The organism is Bordetella parapertussis (assembly GCF_020735925.1).
Classification (GTDB): Bacteria; Pseudomonadota; Gammaproteobacteria; order Burkholderiales; family Burkholderiaceae_B; genus Bordetella; species Bordetella pertussis.
Map to the genome: position 1 here is coordinate 2806239 of NZ_CP085971.1, position 16531 is coordinate 2822769.

The following is a 16531-nucleotide window of genomic DNA, read 5'->3' on the forward strand; positions in this document are numbered from 1 at the left end:
CGCATGCCCGCCCCGCACCGCCTGTACCCCCGCAGTCTGATCTGCCTGGCTCAGGCGCTATTGGTATGGGCTTTGCTGGCATGGGCGCCCGCGCAGGCAAGCCAGGAGCTGACCCTGGTCGGCAAGGCTGCCGTTCCCGACGTCGAGATCGCGCTCGACGGCGACGACTGGCGCTGGCTGGCGCGCAAGCGGGTGCTGACGCTGGGCGTGTACGCGCCGGACATTCCCCCGTTCGACGTCACCTATGACGAGCGCTACGAAGGCCTGACGGCCGACTATATGGCGATCATCGCGCACAACCTGGGCGTCCAGGCAAAAGTGCTGCGCTACCCCACGCGCGAGCAAGCCGTCGGCGCACTGGAAAGCGGACAGATCGACCTCATCGGCACCGTCAATGGCATCGAGGGCCGGCTGCAGAGCCTGCGCCTGAGTGTTCCCTACGCGGCCGACCACCCGGTGCTGGTCATGCCCATCGGCGCGCGCCGCGCTCCGCCCGCGGACCTGGCAGGCCAGCGGTTGGCGGTTGACGCCAACTACTTGCCCAGGGAAACGCTGCAGCAGGCCTATCCCCAGGCAACGCTGCATTACTTCCCATCGTCCGAGCAGGCGCTGGCCGCGGTGGCCTATGGACAAGCCGACGTGTTCATCGGCGATGCGCTGACCACCTCGCACCTCGTTTCGCAAAGCTACTTCAACGACGTTCGCGTCGTCGCCCCGGCCCAGATCGTGACGGGCGGGGAATCCTTCGGCGTGCGCGCCGACAATACCCGCCTGCTGCGGGTGGTCAATGCCGTGCTCGAAGCCATTCCGGCCTCCGAGCGCCGCAGCCTGATCTACCGCTGGGGCCTGGGCAGCAGCATTTCGCTCGATTTCGCGCGCCCCGCCTATTCAGCGCGCGAGCAGCAGTGGATGGCAAACCATCCGGTCGTCAAGGTGGCGGTCCTGAACCTGTTCGCGCCCTTCACCCTGTTTCGCACCGATGAACAGTTCGGCGGCATCAGTGCCGCCGTGCTGCAACTGCTGCAGTTGCGCACCGGCCTGGATTTCCAGATCATCGGCGTCGACACGGTCGAGGAGCTGATCGCCAAGCTGCGCTCGGGCGAAGCCGACATGGCCGGCGCCCTGTTCGTCAATGCCGCGCGGGAATCCGTCCTCAGCTTCAGCCGGCCGTATGTGCGCAATGGCATGGTGATCGTCACGCGCCAGGACCCCGCCGCGCCCGCCGACGCCGATCACCTCGACGGCCGCACGATTGCGATGGTGCGCAACAGCGCCGCCATCCCGCTCCTGCAGCAGCGCTATCCCCAGGCGAAGGTCGTGACCGCCGACAACCCGACCGAAGCCATGCTGCTGGTGGCCGATGGCCAGGCCGACGCCGTCGTGCAGACGCAGATCAGCGCCAGCTACTACGTCAACCGCTACTTCGCCGGAAAACTGCGCATTGCCTCGGCGCTGGACCTGCCGCCGGCCGAGATCGCGCTGGCGACGGCGCGCGGCCAGACCGAGCTGATATCCATCCTGAACAAGGCGCTCTACAGCATTTCGAACGACGAACTCGCCTCCATCGTCAGCCGCTGGCGCGGCAGCGACGGCGATCCGCGCACCTGGTACGCCTACCGCAACGAGATCTACCTGCTGATCGGGCTGGGCCTGTTGTCGGCCCTGCTGTTCCTGAGCTGGATCGTCTACCTGCGGCGCCAGATCCGCCAGCGCAAGCGGGCCGAGCGGGCGCTGAACGACCAGCTGGAATTCATGCGCGTGCTCATCGACGGCACGCCCAACCCCATCTATGTGCGCGATAAGGAAGGCCGCATGCTGTTGTGCAATGACGCCTACCTCGACACCTTTGGCGTGACTGCCGATGCGGTACTGGGCAAGACCATCCCGGAGGCCAACGTGGTGGGCGACCCGGCGCTGGCTCGCGAGATGCACGAGTTCCTGCTCACGCGCATGGCCGCCGAGCGCGAGCCGCGCTTCGAGGACCGCGATGTCACGCTGCACGGCCGCACCCGCCATGTCTACCAGTGGACGGTTCCGTACGGCGACTCGCTGGGCGAACTCAAGGGCATCATCGGCGGCTGGATCGACATTACCGAACGCGCCGAGCTGCTGCGCGAGCTGCACGACGCCAAGGAAAGCGCCGACGCCGCCAACCGGGCCAAGACCACGTTCCTGGCAACGATGAGCCACGAGATCCGCACGCCGATGAACGCGATCATCGGCATGCTGGAGCTGGCGCTGCTCCGTCCGGCCGACCAGGAGCCGGACCGCCAGTCCATCCAGGTCGCGTACGACTCGGCCCGCAGCCTGCTGGAGCTGATAGGCGACATCCTGGACATTGCGAAGATCGAGGCGGGAAAATTCGACCTGGCGCCGGTGCGCACGGCGCTGCGCGCCCTGCCCGAAGGGGCGATCCGCCTCTTCGATGGATTGGCGCGCCAGAAAGGCATAGAGCTGGTATTGAAGACCGACATCGTGGGCGTGGACGATGTATTGATAGACCCCTTGCGCATGAAGCAAGTGCTCTCGAACCTGGTGGGCAACGCCATCAAGTTCACCACCGAAGGCCAGGTTGTCCTTACCGTAACCGCGCGCCCCGACGGCGAGGCCGCGCACGTGCAGTTCAGCGTGAGCGACACCGGCTGCGGCATCAGCGAGGCCGACCAACGGCAGCTGTTCAAACCGTTCTCGCAGGTGGGTGGCAGCGCCGAGGCCGGGCCGGCGCCGGGCACTGGCCTGGGCCTGTCCATCAGCCGCCGCCTCGTCGAATTGATGGGGGGAACGCTGGTCATGCGCAGCGCGCCAGGCGTGGGCACAACGGTTTCGGTGGACCTGAGGCTGACCATGATCGAAAAATCCGCGCAGGCCACGCCGCCCGCTGCGGCCGCTCAGGCCACGCCGTCCAAGCCGCAGGTATCGCTGCGCGTGCTGGTCGTCGATGACCACAAGCCCAACCTGATGCTGCTGCGCCAGCAGCTGGACTACCTGGGCCAGCGTGTCGTCGCCGCCGACTCCGGCGAAGCCGCCCTGGCCCTGTGGCACGAGCATGCGTTCGACGTCGTGATCACCGATTGCAACATGCCCGGTATCAACGGCTACGAATTGGCGCGCCGCATACGCGCCGCCGAGGCCGCGCCCGGTTACGGACGTACGCGGTGCATTCTGTTCGGCTTCACGGCTTCGGCGCAGATGGACGAAGCGCAGCGCTGCCGCGCCGCCGGCATGGACGACTGCCTGTTCAAGCCGATCGGCGTGGACGCCTTGCGGCAACGCTTGAACGAAGCCGCGGCACGGGCCGCGCTCCCCACGCCCCCCTCGCCCCAGGCTGCCGCGCCGGCCACGCACGACGCCACCCCGGCGGCGTTCTCGGCCGAGTCGATTCTTGCCCTGACGCAGAACGACGAGGCGCTGATCCGGCAATTGCTCGAAGAAGTGATTCGCACCAACCGGGCGGACGTCGATCAATTGCAGAAGCTGCACCAGCAGGCCGATTGGCCGAAGGTCTCGGACATGGCGCACAGGCTGGCCGGCGGCGCGCGCGTGGTCGATGCCAAGGCCATGATAGACACTGCGCTGGCGCTGGAGAAAAAAGCGCAAGGCCAGGCTGGCCCCTCGCCCGAAATCGACGGCCTGGTACGTACGCTTGCGGCGCAGTCCGCCGCGCTGGAGACGCAACTACGCGCCTGGCTGGAGCAACGGCCGCATCAAGGCCAGCCCTGAAGCCACGACGCACCCGCCCGAACAGGCATCCCTGCTTGCGCGGACCTTACGGATAATTGGGCGGCATCTCGCGGCGGTAGTACCAATACAGGAAGCGCTGGCCCGTCATGGGCGGGGCCACATGGTCGCCCAGCAGATACCGGCATGGCAGCAGATCGGCGGCCTGGGCCATGGCCTCGTCGACCACGCCGGTGGCCATGACGGGAATCCGCTGCGCCGAGGCCTGCTGTGCGATGGCACGGCACGCCTCGCCGGCCCTGCCGCCTTGGCGCAGGGCATACATGAGTTCTGGCATCAGGGCGATGCCGCAGATTTCCAGCGCGTCCAGGTGCGGCGGCGACTCGGCATCGAACGTACTGACGGTAAGCACCAGGTTGCATCCGGCCCGGTGCAGCCGCCGCAGGCTATGCAGGCTTTGCTGGCCATAGGGCGACTGAAGCAGGCTGGGCGAAACGGCCAGCGTCAGCGCAAACGGGGGCAGGCCGCGGTGGTCCAGATTGCGCAGGACGTCGTCGCTGTAGCTGCGGCTCATGAGGCATATGGGCTCTGGCTGGATGAACAGCCCCACATGGCGGTTGCCGCGGCGCATGGCCGCGGCCAGGTCGAAAACCTGCGCCAGCAGCTGTTGCGCCAGCGCGATATGCAGGTTGTCGCGCACCAAGGCGGCCATGTAGCAGTGCTCGGGCACCAGCCCCCAATGCCGGTGCGCCCACTGTATCGTCGTGGCCACGCCGAACAGGCTGCCCGTGCCGGCATCGACCACGGGCTGGAATGCGGGAATGAATTCATCGCGCTTGAGCGCGGCGCGCAGTTCTGCGACGGTGGGCCCTTCGACGGGCGCCAGCCGGGCGCGCAGGGTGCGCCGGGACGGACTGAGGGAAGCCTCGAAGCTGCTGCGAGCGCTGTTGGTCCAGTGGATCATGGAGCAGTACTGACGTTGGCGAAATGAACAACATCATATTGGAATGGACCGATGCCATCCAAGCCATAGGACACAACTCACATGTCCGCCGTACTTTTCCCAATCGTACTGCGTGGGCGCGTTCGCCCATCTCTCAGAAGGCGGCCAGCCGGCTGTTGAGCAGATCGGTGACCAGCATGTGGCCGGGCGCATGGGTGATGCAGAATTCCGGACGCACGGCCGCGACAACCGATTGCGGGGTAACGCCGCAGGCCCAGAAAACCGGTATCTCGCCGGCGCGGATTTCGACCGCGTCGCCGTAGTCCGGGCGGCCGAGGTCGGCGATGCCGATCAATGCGGGGTCGCCCAGATGGACGGGCGCGCCATGCACGGACGGAAAGCGCGACGTGACCTGGATGGCGCGGATTGCGTCCGCCGCCTTCAGCGGCCGCATCGAAACCACCAGCGGCCCCGAGAACGGGCCGGCTGGATGCGTGGCGATGTTGGTACGGTACATGGGCACGTTGCAGCCCTGCTCGATGTGGCGGACCGGCAGGCCATTCTCGAGCATGGCCTCCTCGAACGAGAAGGAGCAGCCGATGAGGAAGGCCACCAGATCGTCGCGCCACAGGCCGCGCACGTCGAGCGGCTCGTCCACCAGCTTGCCGTCGCGCCAGACGCGGTAGCGCGGCACATCGGTACGGATGTCGATATCTAGGCCGAGCTCGGGCAAGGACGGGTCGCCGGGTTCGGAGACCGCCAGCAAGGGGCATGGCTTGGGATTGCGCTGGCAGAAGCGCAGGAAGTCGCCCGCCACGGCCTGCGGCAGGATGGCCAGGTTGGCCTGTACATGGCCGGGCGCGAGGTTGGCCGTGGGCCCGGTCAGCATCCCGCCGCGCGCGTCCAGGCGCGCCTGATGGCCCGCGCCGGCCAGGGAAAGAATCGTCATGATGGCAGCAACTCGATGGTAAGGGACGGGCCGGCGCACCGCCGGCCCGCCGGATGGTTACCCGCCCAGCAGGTCTTCGATGGCCATGCCGATGGCGAGCACGTGCCGGTCCGAGCCATTGGCCGCGGCGACCATCAGCCCGACCGGGGCGGTGCCGGCCTCGTGGCAAGGCAGGCTGAGCGCGCTGCCGTCGAGGAAGTTGATCAGCGTGGGATTGCGCAGGATCAGCAGGTTGGTGGAGCCGAACAAGGCATCGGAGGCTTCCAGGTCGGCGATGGCGGGCGCGACGACCGGCACGGTCGGCAGGACCAGGGCATCGTAGCCGGCGATGCGCGCCTCGACCCGGGCCCGCCAGGCTTGCCGGGCCGCCAGCAGATCGATGTAGTCGGCCGCGGACATGTCGGCGCCGCGGCGGATACGCGCCACGACGCGCGGGTCGTAGCGATCGGCGGCGCGTTCGATCAAGTCGCGGTGCCAGGCCCAGGCCTCGGCCGCGGTAAAGCCGCCCTTGCTGTTGATGTCGGCCAGTTGCGCGAACTCGGGCACGGCGATTTCGTCGATACACGCTCCCGCCTCGGCCAGTTTCGCCAGCGTCGCGGCAAAAGTGGCCGACACATGCGCATCCAGGCCGTCGAGCGCCAGCGTGGTCGGTACTGCCAGGCGCAGGCCGCGCAACGCGGCCGGCGCTGGTATGTCCGCGTCGTCGCCGCCGGCCAGGATGGCGTCGAGCGTGGCGCAGCACCGCACCGAGGGCGCCAGCGGGCCAATCGAATCGAGGTTGGCCGACAGCGGCAACACGCCCTGCATGGACACACGCTGCGCGCTGGGCTTGAAACCGGCGAGGCCGCACAGCGCGGCCGGAATGCGCACCGATCCGCCGGTGTCCGAACCGATGGCCCCGCTGGCCATGCCGTCGGTCACCGAGACGGCCGCGCCCGAAGAGGAGCCGCCGGGAATGCGCCCGGTGGCGCGGTCCCAGGGGTTGCGGGGCGTGCCGTAGTGCGGGTTCAGGCCCAGGCCCGAATAGGCGAACTCGGTCATGTTGGTGCGTCCGACGATGACCGCGCCGGCGGCGCGCAGGCGGCGCACCACCACCGCGTCGCGGACCGCGGCGGGCTCGCCCTGGCGCGCGACCGAACCGGCCATGGTGGTTTCGCCCGCGACGTCGAACAGATCCTTGATCGAGATGGGCAGGCCGTCGATGGCCGAGCGCGTGACGCCGGCGCCGCGCAGCGCATCGGCCGCGCGGGCCTCGGCGCGGGCCTGCTCGGCGTACACGCGCGTAAAGACGCGCGCGCCCTCCCCGGCCGGATCGGCGGCGCGCGCCAGGGCGGCTTGCGTCAGCCCGCTGGAAGTGTCGCGGCCTTCCTGCAAGGCCAGGCTTTGTTGTGTCAACGTCGGTAGCATGGGAACAATCCGTGTGCCGCGCCGCGGCGGTTGGGGGTTGAGGAAAGGCCCGCCGGCCGCTCAGGCGATTTCCGGCAATACTTCCACATCATAGCGGTGCCGCAGGGTGCGCTGGCGGCGCGGGTCGTGCAGCTCCATGATGAACGTGGTCGAGGCGCGGATGCCGCCGATGGCGGCCACCGTGCCGCAGGTCATGCCCGTGCCCTCGGGCAGCGATGCCTGGCCCTGCGTGTAGCCGGCGATCAGGTCCTGCGGCGTACGCAGCGAGGCCAGCGTCCCTTCCTAGTACAGCACCTCGGCGCCGTTCTCGACGATATACGAGCGCAGCACCAGTTCGTCCCAGTACTCGGCCACGTCGGCATGGCGCCATGCGTCGCTGGCCACCGGCTTGACGCAGACCTGCTTGGACAGGGCGACGCTATGGGCCTCCAGCTTGCGCTCCGTATGGTCGGAGGCCAGGCTGACGTACAGTTCGCCGCCGACGCTGAAGACGAAGGTTTCGGCCTCGCCCGACGAATCGGGGCCGACGGCCTGCACGCGGCCGGCCTGGCTCAACTGGTTCTCGGCGATGCGGTAATACAGCGGCACGCTGCTCGGGCGCGGTACGCCCAGTTCCGCGAGCTCCTCGATGTGGTGTTCGATGGCGGCGCGGTCGCGTCCGGCCCACCCGGCCACGACCAGGTTGCGGATTTCGGTCTCGACAGTGCGGGTGGCGCCATCGGCCTGGACTTGGAATGCGATTTTCATTTGATACCTTGCAGTAAAACGCGCGGCCGCCATGGCCGCGCCTGTCCCTGGACGATTACCCGAACACGCGCGGCAGCCACAGCGCCAGGTCGGGGAAGAAGGCCAGCAGCGCCAGCATGACGAACATGGCCAGCACGAATGGCAGCGCGCCGTTGATGACGGCCGTCATCGAACCGCTCTTGCGCAGGCTTTGCACCACGAACAGGTTCAGGCCAACGGGCGGCGTGATGAGGGCGGCCTCGACCAGCACGATGATCAGGATGCCCAGCCAGATCGGGTCATAGCCCAGCGCGATCATGATGGGCGCCACGATCGGGATCGTGGTGATCATCATGGACAGCGTTTCCATGAAGCAGCCCAGCACCAGATAGAAAATCACCACGATCAGCAGCATCCAGCCCGGCGACAGCCCCAGCCCCGTGATGGACTGCACCAGCGCATCGGTCAGGCCGGTGGCCGACATGACGAAGTTCAGGAAGCTGGCCGCCAGCACGATCAGCATGATCATGGCGGTCGAGCGCATGGTGCCTTCGATCGCCTCGCGCAGCATGGTCCAGGTCAGGCGGCGGAACCAGGCTGCCAGGATCAGCGCGCCCAGCACGCCGAGCGCGGCAGCTTCGGTCGGCGTGGCCAGGCCGGCGTAGATCGACCCGACCACCAGGAAGAAGATCGCCATGGGCGGCCCGAGGTGCACCAGGCTGGCGATGCGCTGGGCCCAGGAGGCCTAGATGCGGTGTCCGCCCCATGACGGCTTGGCGACGCAGGCCACCACGACCGTCATCATGAACAAGGCCGCCATGGCGAACCCGGGGATGATGCCGGCCAGGTACAGCTTGGGTACCGACGAGTTGGTCAGCACGCCGTAGATCACCAGGTTGATGGACGGCGGGATGAGGATGCCCAGCGTGCCGCCGGCGGCCAGGCTGCCCAGGAACAGCGGCTCGTTATAGCCGTACTTCTTGATCTGCGGGATCGCTACCGTGCCCACCGTGGCGGCGGTGGCCACGCTGGAGCCGGATGTGGCGGAGAACAGCGTGGAGGCGCCGATGTTGGCGTGCATCAGCCCGCCCGGCAGCCAGGACAGCCACAGGCTCATGGCGGCATACATGCGTTCGGCAAAACCGGCGCGCAGCAGCACCTCGCCCAGCATGATGAACAGCGGGATGGCGACCAGCAGGAATTCGTTGTTGGCGCTCCAGGTCACCTCGCCGATGGCGCGCGTCAGCGGCAGCATCGAGTAAAGCGGATCGAGGATCAGGCCCAGCACGCCTAGCGCGGCGCCCACCGGAATGGAAATGCCGATCAGGACCAGCAGCAGGATCAGGGCGGTGGCGATCATGCGGAGGCTCCCTTGACCATGCGTTCGCCGGCGGCGGCTTCCTCTTCGGCTTCTTCCTGCGCCGAGCGCACGCCGCAGATTTCCTTGACCAGGTCGAGGTCGCCAGTGACCAACGCGGCCGAGGCACGCACCAGCATCAATGCCACTGTCACGCACATCCACGCCAGCCCCAGCGCCCACAGGCCTTGCGGAATCCACAGCGGCGTGGCCAACGGCGTGTTGGCGGCCGATTTCTGCGCCCAGGAGGTCTGCACGACCTCATAGGCGTAATACGTCATGAAAACCATGAAGACGCCCAACGCGACCAGGGCGATCCAGTCGAGCACGGCCGATACGCGTACGGGCAGGTATTGATAGACGACGTCGACGCGCACGTTGGCGCGCTGCAAGGTGGCGAAGGCCAGCGCCCACGAGGTGCTTATCGCAAAGGCGTAGCTCGACAGCTCGTCGGCGCCTCCGGTAGTAAAACCAAAGAATTTGCGCGCCAGCACGTCGAAGGAAATCAGCAGCACGCTGGCGATGGTCAACGCGCCGCCGACCCATACGGCCAGGCGCGACAGCGACTCGGCGCGCCGCAGCGGCCCACCCAGGGCGCGAAAATGTTCGGATCGGGTCATGAATGAACCTCTGCGGGCATGCCCGCGGTGGCGAAAAACCAGGCGCGCCGCGACCGGGCCGCGGCGCGCGTTGCAGCATTGGGGCGGGCCGGCCGGCCCGCGTCCGGACTTACTTCTTGGCGACCAGACCCAGCGTCTTGCCGATGGTGGCGTTGAAGTCGCTGACGCACTGCGCCGAGCACCGGGCGGCCCACTTGGGCAGCACCGCCTCTTCGGTCACTTTCTTCAGCAACGCCCGGTCGGCGTCGGTAGGCTGCACCAGCACCATCTTGCCCTTGACCGGATACGGGCACACGCGGCCGCGCCGGTGTTGCAGTCATAGCCTTCCTGCGTCTGGCGCGCGGCGGCATCCCAGATCTGGTCGACCAGGTTCTTGATGTTGTCCTGCAGGAACGTGCGCACCTTGGGGTCCAGCTTGTCCCACGCCTTCTGGTTGACGGCGTGGATCTGCTGGTTCCAGTTGATCGGCAAGGCATACAGGTGCGTCGACACTTCGTACCACTTGGCCGAGTAGCCGGACAGCGAGCCGGTGATGGCGCAATCGACTACCTTGTTCTGCAGGGCCGGAACGACTTCGCCGAACGCCATGGTGACACTGGAGCCGCCCAGCGCCTCGACAAACTCGGCAGTGGTGCGGCTGCTGGTGCGCACCTTCTTGCCCTTGATGTCGGCCAGGCCCGTGATCTCGGCATTGCAGAACAGCACCTGCGCCGGATAGGTGGAGATGCCCAGCAGCTTGACGTTGGCGCCTTCGCCGTACAGCTTGGCATACACCGGCTCGAACGCGTCGGTCACCTGGCGCGCCGTCTTGACGTCGGGCGCCAGGCCGGCCAGGTCGATCGCTTCGTTGATGGGGTTGTCGGAGGCGAAATAGGCCAGCGTCGCGGTGCCGAACTCGATCACGCCCTGCGACATGAGGCGCAGGATCTCGGGCCCCTTCAGGCCCATCTCGTTGAAACCCTTGATGTCGGCGGTGACCTGCCCCTTGGACAGTTCGGGCACGGTCTTGGTCCAGAACGGCTTTTCGTAATCGTTGTAGGCAGTCAGGTTGCTCAGCCCGCCGACCACCTTGACCTTGGTCTTGGGCAGGTCCTGCGCGTGCACGGCGCCGGTCAACGCGGCCACGGCGAAGGCGGCGGCGAAAACAAAAGGCTTCTTCATGGGCAACTCTCCTTGCAGGCGGGATATCGGATACGCGCCGGGGCCCCGTTACCCTGGCGGCGCGCGTATGCCATCGGCCTTGTCAATCGGCGCCATTGCACTGCACGCCAACGGCAGCGTCCAATCGTTAGTTGGGATGAGGGGGTATAAATTTTTCTTAACCCTCGCGGCGCCGCGCCCGGGCGTGTCGCGCAAAGCCAGTATCCACGTGGCTTGCGGGGTGACGGGCCAGCCGCGCCATGGACGCGCCGACGCCGCGCCCGCAGCCGGGCGCAGGCGTTTCGTCAGGGAAATCCCCTAGGCGCTTGCGGCGCCCGAAGCGGCGAACGCAGGCCCTTGGGGCTAGCCGGCGCCGATGGCGCCGCCGTGCTCGGCCGCGGTGCGCTGCGCCAGCAGCGCGATGGCGCGCGCGGCGTGGCTGTCCGGTCCCTGCACCCAGCTGGCGGTGAAACTCAGGTCGGGCAGCGGGTCGGCCTGCACGTTGAGCAGGCGCAGCTCGCCGCGGGCCAGTTCCTCGTCGAGGAACACCGGCGCGATCACGCTGGTGCCGATGCCATCCTTGGTCATGCGCACCACCATGGCCAGCGATGCGCTGCCGTACATGCGCGGCGCCGCCACGCCGGCGCGCGTGAGCATGTCGCGCACCTGGCGGTACGGCTCGCTGCTGGACGGATAGGTAATGACGGGCAAGGTGCCGATGCGCTCGAGCGTCAGCGGCTCGGGGCCGAGCTCCAGCAAGGGGCTGGCCACCCAGGCCAGCGGATAGGCGCACAAGGGAATGTTTTCCATGCGCGCCTCCAGGATGGGGCCCATCAGGAAGGCGACGTCGATCTGGCGCGCCATCAGTTGCCCGCGCAGCACATGCGTGGTGTCGACCTCGATCTGCAGCACCAGGGCCGGATAGGCGGCGTGCACATGTTCGATCAGCGCCGGCAGCCAGGTCTGGACGATGGTTTCGGCCACGCCGATGCGCACCGTGCCGCTCATGACATTCTGCTCGCGCGCGGCCTGCATCAGGTCGTGGCGCATCTGCAGCGTGCGCTCGGCATGCGAAAGCAGCTCCTGGCCCTTGCCGGTCAGCGAGACCCCGCGGGCGTCGCGCTCGAACAGGCGCACACCGAGGTCGGCTTCCAGCGAGGCGATGCGCTGCGAAATCGCAGGCTGCGTGGTGTTCAGTTTCTCGGCCGCGGCGCGGAAACTGCCCAGCGTGGACACCCAGAAGAAGGTCTCGATGTGTTTGAGGTCTATCATGTGCCGTTCCTATAGCCGGATGAGCGTATCATGACCGCCGTGCCGGATTGGCCGCCCACCGGCGGCGGCCGCCGCGCAACCGCGATCGAAACAGGAGACCACCATGCACCGGCGCCAGTCCGGCCTGGCCGCGCGCCCGCCGGCCTCGACCACCCCGACGCCCTTCACCGCGCGCCCGCTGATCGGGGTGGCGCTGTTGATCCTATCCATGTGGACGCTGTCGGGGCTGGACGCGAGCGGCAAGTGGGTCATGGCCGCCGGCGTGCCGCTGCTGGTGCTGTGCTGGGTGCGCTACCTGGTGCACCTGGTGCTGGTGCTGACGCTGGTGCTGCCCGCCCGCGGCCTGCGCATCCTGCGCGCCACCCGTCCGCGCGAACAGATCGTGCGCGGGGCGGCCATGTTCTGCGCCACCCTGCTTTTTTTCACGACCCTGAGCTACCTGCCGCAGGCCGAGGCCACCGCCATCAATTTCCTGGCGCCGCTGATCGTGCTGTCGATCGCGCCCTGGGTGCTCAAAGAGCCGCCGCGCCTGTCGCGCTGGGTGGCGGCCGGCGTGGCGTTCCTGGGCGTACTGATCGTCATCCGGCCCGACGGCGGCCTGCATCCGCTGGGCGTGATGTTCGGCCTGCTGACGGCCTGCTGCTTTGCCGCGCAGTACATCGCCACCCGCAAGGTGGCCGGCGACGATCCCTATACCTCGCTCATCTGGAGCGGCGCGGTCGGCGCGCTGTGCCTGACCGCGGCCCTGCCCTTCATCCTGCCGCCGGCCATGCCGGTGCTGCGCGAACTGAGCCTGGGGAACTGGCTGCTGCTGTCGACCGGCGTGTCCGGGGCGCTGGGCCACCTGCTGCAGATCGGCGCCTACCGCAATGCGGCCGCTTCCACGCTGGCCCCCTTCGTGTACCTGCAGATCGTCAGCGCAACCACCATAGGCTGGCTCTTCTGGGGGCATTTCCCCGACGCGATCACCTGGCTGGGCATCGCCATCATCTGCGCCAGCGGCAGCGTCATCGGCGTGCTGGAATGGCGCCGCGGGCGCCGCCTGGCGCCCGCGGCCACCTGAGGCTCAGTCCTGCAGGCGGCCCGCGGCCAGCACCAGTTGCCGGCCGCAGCGCGCGGCCAGTTCGGGGTCGTGGGTGACCAGCACCAGCGTCGTGCCGTGCTCGCGGTGCAGATCGAACATCAGGTCGATGACGGTTTCGCCGGTGGCCGCATCGAGGCTGCCGGTGGGCTCGTCGGCGAACAGCAGATCGGGCTGGACCACGAAGGCGCGCGCCAGCGACACCCGCTGCTGCTCGCCCCCGGACAACGTACGCGGGTAGTGGTGCAGCCGCTCGCCCAGGCCTACCCGCCGCAGCATCGCCTGCGCCGCCTCGCGCGCCGGCTGGCCGGCCAGCTCCAGCGGCAGCATGACGTTTTCCAGCGCCGTGAGGTTGGGCAGCAGCTGGAAAGACTGGAATACGAAGCCCACATGGCTGGCGCGCAGGCGCGCCCGGCCATCCTCGTCGAGGGCGAAAAGATCCTGGCCGGCCAGGTGCACGCTGCCTGACGAGGGAACGTCCAGGCCCGCCAGCAGTCCGAGCAAGGTGGACTTGCCCGAGCCGGAACTGCCGGTGATGGCCACGGCGCTGCCGGCCCGGACCGTAAAATCGATGCCATCGAGGATCGACAGTTCACCGCCGGCGTCGGCCACACGCTTGCCCAGCCCTTTCACTTCAATCGAGTTGCCGTTATCCATGCGCATTGTTTTCCGTTTGCTCTCACCTTGCCTTGCCGCCATCGCGCTCGCCGCCACCTTGCCGGCCCAGGCTCAGACCGCGGCCGCGCCCACAGGTTCCGCACCGCACGCCGTCCTGGTGGTCGGCGACAGCCTGTCGGCCGAATATGGCCTGCGGCGCGGGTCCGGCTGGGTGCCGATGCTGGCCCAGCGGGTTTCGCAACAATACCCCAACTACCGCGTCGTCAATGCCAGCATCAGCGGCGATACGACCAGCGGCGGGCTGGCGCGCCTGCCGGCGCTGCTGCGCCAGCACGCGCCGGCCGTCGTCGTGCTGGAACTGGGGTCCAACGATGCCCTGCGCGGCCTGGCGCTGGACATGACCGAGCGCAATCTGCGCGCCATGGCGCAGGCGTCGCGCCAGGCCGGCGCATCGGTGCTGGTGGTCGGCATGCAGATCCCGCCGAACTACGGCCGCGACTACACACAGCGCTTCGCGCAGGTCTTTCCAGCCGTGGCCGAACAGGAAAAAGCCCGGCTGGTGCCGTTCCTCATGGAAGGAATCGCCACCAACCGGGCCATGTTCCAGGCCGACGGCATCCATCCCAACGAGGACGCCCAGCCGGCGCTGCTTGACAATGTCTGGCCCGTGCTCGAGCCGATGCTGGCTCAGCCCGCGGCCGACTGAGCGTCGCCCTTGATGGCTTCGGCGGCCTCCGGCAGGATCTGCACCTTGTACTGGTCGCGCAGCTGCCTGAGCACCGCCGCGTCCTCGGCCTGGCCCCAGGCGCCCGAGAGCTGCGTCTTGAGCAGGTCGAGGTCCTGCTCGGTGCTCTGGCCCGCCTCGACCTTCTCGATGCGCGCCACGACGTAGTCGGCGCCCAGTTCCACCCCGGTGTAGGCGGGCAGCGGCGACGGCGCCTGGCGCATGACGGCGTCGAGCACGCGGCGCGGCAGGTTCTGCGCATCCTGGCGCGAGACCACGATGGCCGGCGCGAACCCCTCCGGCGTTGCCGAAGCGTCGGCCTGCACGCTCTTGAGCGCGGCCTCGCCGGCCTGGCGCGCAGCCTGGGCGGCGCGCTCTCCGAGCAGGCGGTCTTCGATGCTGGCGCGGACCTGCTCCAGCGGCGGAATGTGCGAGGGCTCGACCGCCGCCACGCGTACGGCCAGCATGGTATCGGGCGTCAGCTCGATCACGCCGGAATTGAGTTTCTCGCGCAGCACATCGGGCGAGAACAGCACCTGGCGCACGCGCGGGTTGTCCAGCAGTTGCGCATCGTCGCCACCGGCGGCGGAACCGGCGCCGGCCTGCTCGGCCGGCAGCAGGCCGGTGCGGGTGATGCCGCCGGCGGTACGCAGCTTCAGGCCCAGCTTGTCGGCGGTGGGCTGCAGGCTGTCGCGCTGGTCATAGACCAGCCTGGTCATGTCCGTGGCCATGTCGGCGAAGCGGGCCGAGGCCAATTGCTTGCGGATCTCGCTCACGACCTCGTCCTTGACCTCGGACAGGGGCTTGACCGAGCCCGGCTGGAAGTCGGTGACCTTGAGGATGTGGAAGGCGGTGGGGGTGTCCACCACGCCCGAGACCTGGTCCTTGGCGAGGGCCTGCGCGGCCTGCTGCAGCGGCGCCGGCAGGGGCGCCCAGCCCAGGTCGCCGCCCTGCGCGGCCGAACCCGTATCCTGCGAGTTCTTGCGCGCCAGCTCGGCGAACCCGGCCGGATCGGCGGCCGCCTGGGCAGCGATTTCCTGCGCCTTGGCCGCGGCGGCCTTGCGCGCCTCCTCCGAGGCGCCGGGCGGGATGGAAATCATGATGTGGCTGACGCGCCGCCGCTCGGGCTGGCCGAAGCGCGACTTGTTCTGCTCGTAATAGCTGGCGATGTCCTCGTCCTTGACCTGCACGCCTTCGGTCGCGGCCGCCTCGTCGAGCACCAGGTACTGGGCCTGGACCTGCTCGGGCACGCGCAACTGCTCCTGGTTGGCGTCGTACCAGGCCTGGATGTCCTGCGGGGACACGGTGACCTTGGCGCGGAAGTCGGAGGCGGCGAACTGGCGCAGCTGCACCGTGCGCCGCTGCGTCAGGGCGGCTTCGACCGACCTGGCCACTTCGGCCGGCACGCTGGCCGACTGGCTGATCGGATCGAGCACGCGCGCCACCGCCAGGTCGCGCCGCAGCCCGGCTTCGAACGAGGTCGGGGACATGCCTTGCGCGGCCAGCACCTGGCGGTAGCGCTCGGGCGAGAAGCGGCCGTTGTCCTGGACCTGCGGGATGGCGGCGATCGTGTTGCGCAGCGTGCCGTCCGACACCGAGAAGCCATTGTCGGCGGCGACCACGGCCAGCAGGCGCTGGTCGATCAGCTGGTTGAGCAACTGCTCGCGCATCGCCGGGGTATCGATCATGGCCGGGTCGAACTGCGAGCCCAGCCGCTGGCGCAGCTGCTCGAGCTGGTTGCGGTGGGCCTGGTCGAACTCGGAGCGGGTGACGGGCTGCCCGGCCACGGTGGCCAGTTCGGGTTCACGATTGATGAAACTGTCGTAACCTTGGACGCCGACCAGCATGAACGACGGCACGATCAATAGCAGCAGGATGAGTTGCATCCAGCGTCGATGGGTGCGAATTATTTCAAACATGGAACCCCTGTTGCCGCGCTTGCGCGAACCTTCGCCGCGCCAAGCCGCAAGAAAACGCATAAAAAAAGGCGAACCCGATTCGCCTTACTCCGTGCCG

At 68.2% G+C, this 16531-nt stretch carries 10 protein-coding genes and 3 pseudogenes; 3 read left to right on the forward strand and 10 right to left on the reverse strand.

From position 1 onward, the window contains the following. Positions 1-3 precede the first annotated feature (3 nt). The gene (gene bvgS / locus LK409_RS13275; RefSeq protein WP_010928858.1) at positions 4-3720 is read left to right on the forward strand and encodes a virulence factors two-component system sensor histidine kinase BvgS; all 3717 of its coding nucleotides are present in this window, start codon (positions 4-6) and stop codon (positions 3718-3720) included. A 46-nt stretch (positions 3721-3766) separates the two neighbouring features. On the opposite strand, the gene bvgR is transcribed toward bvgS, so the two are convergent. The 8 genes and pseudogenes from bvgR to LK409_RS13315 form a co-directional block, all read right to left on the reverse strand. After that, entirely contained in the window at positions 3767-4642 is an 876-nt protein-coding gene (gene bvgR / locus LK409_RS13280; RefSeq protein WP_003811069.1) for a virulence regulation phosphodiesterase BvgR, read from the reverse strand. 133 nt (positions 4643-4775) lie between these two features. Then, the gene (locus LK409_RS13285; protein ID WP_010930607.1) at positions 4776-5570 is read right to left on the reverse strand and encodes a putative hydro-lyase; all 795 of its coding nucleotides are present in this window, start codon (positions 5568-5570) and stop codon (positions 4776-4778) included. Between the two features lie 57 nt (positions 5571-5627). Further along, positions 5628-6977 carry an amidase gene (locus tag LK409_RS13290; RefSeq protein ID WP_010928859.1) on the reverse strand — a complete coding sequence of 450 codons (1350 nt, stop codon included), beginning with the start codon at positions 6975-6977 and terminating at the stop codon, positions 5628-5630. 60 nt (positions 6978-7037) lie between these two features. Next, a pseudogene (locus tag LK409_RS13295) lies at positions 7038-7724 on the reverse strand (DUF2848 domain-containing protein). 55 nt (positions 7725-7779) lie between these two features. Beyond that, a pseudogene (locus LK409_RS13300) lies at positions 7780-9063 on the reverse strand (TRAP transporter large permease). Continuing rightward, positions 9060-9680, reverse strand: a complete 621-nt coding sequence (locus tag LK409_RS13305) for a TRAP transporter small permease subunit (RefSeq protein ID WP_010928860.1) — start codon at positions 9678-9680, stop codon at positions 9060-9062. Before LK409_RS13305 ends, LK409_RS13300 begins: the two are co-directional and overlap by 4 nt. 109 nt (positions 9681-9789) lie before the next feature. Continuing rightward, positions 9790-10841, reverse strand: a pseudogene (locus LK409_RS13310) (TRAP transporter substrate-binding protein). A 342-nt stretch (positions 10842-11183) separates the two neighbouring features. Then, a complete protein-coding gene (locus LK409_RS13315) occupies positions 11184-12092 on the reverse strand; it encodes a LysR family transcriptional regulator (protein WP_010928861.1) in 909 nt (302 codons plus the stop codon). Positions 12093-12195: 103 nt separating this feature from the next. Between LK409_RS13315 and LK409_RS13320 the strand changes: the two genes are divergently transcribed. Continuing rightward, on the forward strand, positions 12196-13155 hold the full coding sequence (locus LK409_RS13320) for a DMT family transporter (RefSeq protein WP_010928862.1): 960 nt from the start codon (positions 12196-12198) through the stop codon (positions 13153-13155). Positions 13156-13158: 3 nt separating this feature from the next. Here LK409_RS13320 and LK409_RS13325 read toward each other — a convergent pair whose 3' ends face one another. Further along, on the reverse strand, positions 13159-13830 hold the full coding sequence (locus LK409_RS13325) for an ABC transporter ATP-binding protein (RefSeq protein WP_010928863.1): 672 nt from the start codon (positions 13828-13830) through the stop codon (positions 13159-13161). Here LK409_RS13325 and LK409_RS13330 point away from each other — a divergent pair. Continuing rightward, complete coding sequence (locus LK409_RS13330; RefSeq protein ID WP_041937248.1) at positions 13829-14497, forward strand: arylesterase; 669 nt, start codon at positions 13829-13831, stop codon at positions 14495-14497. The two genes, LK409_RS13325 and LK409_RS13330, sit on opposite strands and share 2 nt — an antisense overlap. On the opposite strand, the gene LK409_RS13335 is transcribed toward LK409_RS13330, so the two are convergent. After that, positions 14479-16494: a SurA N-terminal domain-containing protein gene (locus LK409_RS13335; protein ID WP_010928865.1), complete on the reverse strand. Its 2016-nt coding sequence runs from the start codon at positions 16492-16494 to the stop codon at positions 14479-14481. The two genes, LK409_RS13330 and LK409_RS13335, sit on opposite strands and share 19 nt — an antisense overlap. Positions 16495-16531 lie beyond the last annotated feature (37 nt).

Coding starts and splice junctions, on each gene's coding strand:
- bvgS (WP_010928858.1), top strand. CDS start 4: ATGCCCGCCCCGCACCGCCTGTACCCCCGCAGTCTGATCTGCCTGGCT.
- bvgR (WP_003811069.1), bottom strand. CDS start 4,642: ATGATCCACTGGACCAACAGCGCTCGCAGCAGCTTCGAGGCTTCCCTC.
- LK409_RS13285 (WP_010930607.1), bottom strand. CDS start 5,570: ATGACGATTCTTTCCCTGGCCGGCGCGGGCCATCAGGCGCGCCTGGAC.
- LK409_RS13290 (WP_010928859.1), bottom strand. CDS start 6,977: ATGCTACCGACGTTGACACAACAAAGCCTGGCCTTGCAGGAAGGCCGC.
- LK409_RS13305 (WP_010928860.1), bottom strand. CDS start 9,680: ATGACCCGATCCGAACATTTTCGCGCCCTGGGTGGGCCGCTGCGGCGC.
- LK409_RS13315 (WP_010928861.1), bottom strand. CDS start 12,092: ATGATAGACCTCAAACACATCGAGACCTTCTTCTGGGTGTCCACGCTG.
- LK409_RS13320 (WP_010928862.1), top strand. CDS start 12,196: ATGCACCGGCGCCAGTCCGGCCTGGCCGCGCGCCCGCCGGCCTCGACC.
- LK409_RS13330 (WP_041937248.1), top strand. CDS start 13,829: ATGCGCATTGTTTTCCGTTTGCTCTCACCTTGCCTTGCCGCCATCGCG.
- LK409_RS13325 (WP_010928863.1), bottom strand. CDS start 13,830: ATGGATAACGGCAACTCGATTGAAGTGAAAGGGCTGGGCAAGCGTGTG.
- LK409_RS13335 (WP_010928865.1), bottom strand. CDS start 16,494: ATGCGTTTTCTTGCGGCTTGGCGCGGCGAAGGTTCGCGCAAGCGCGGC.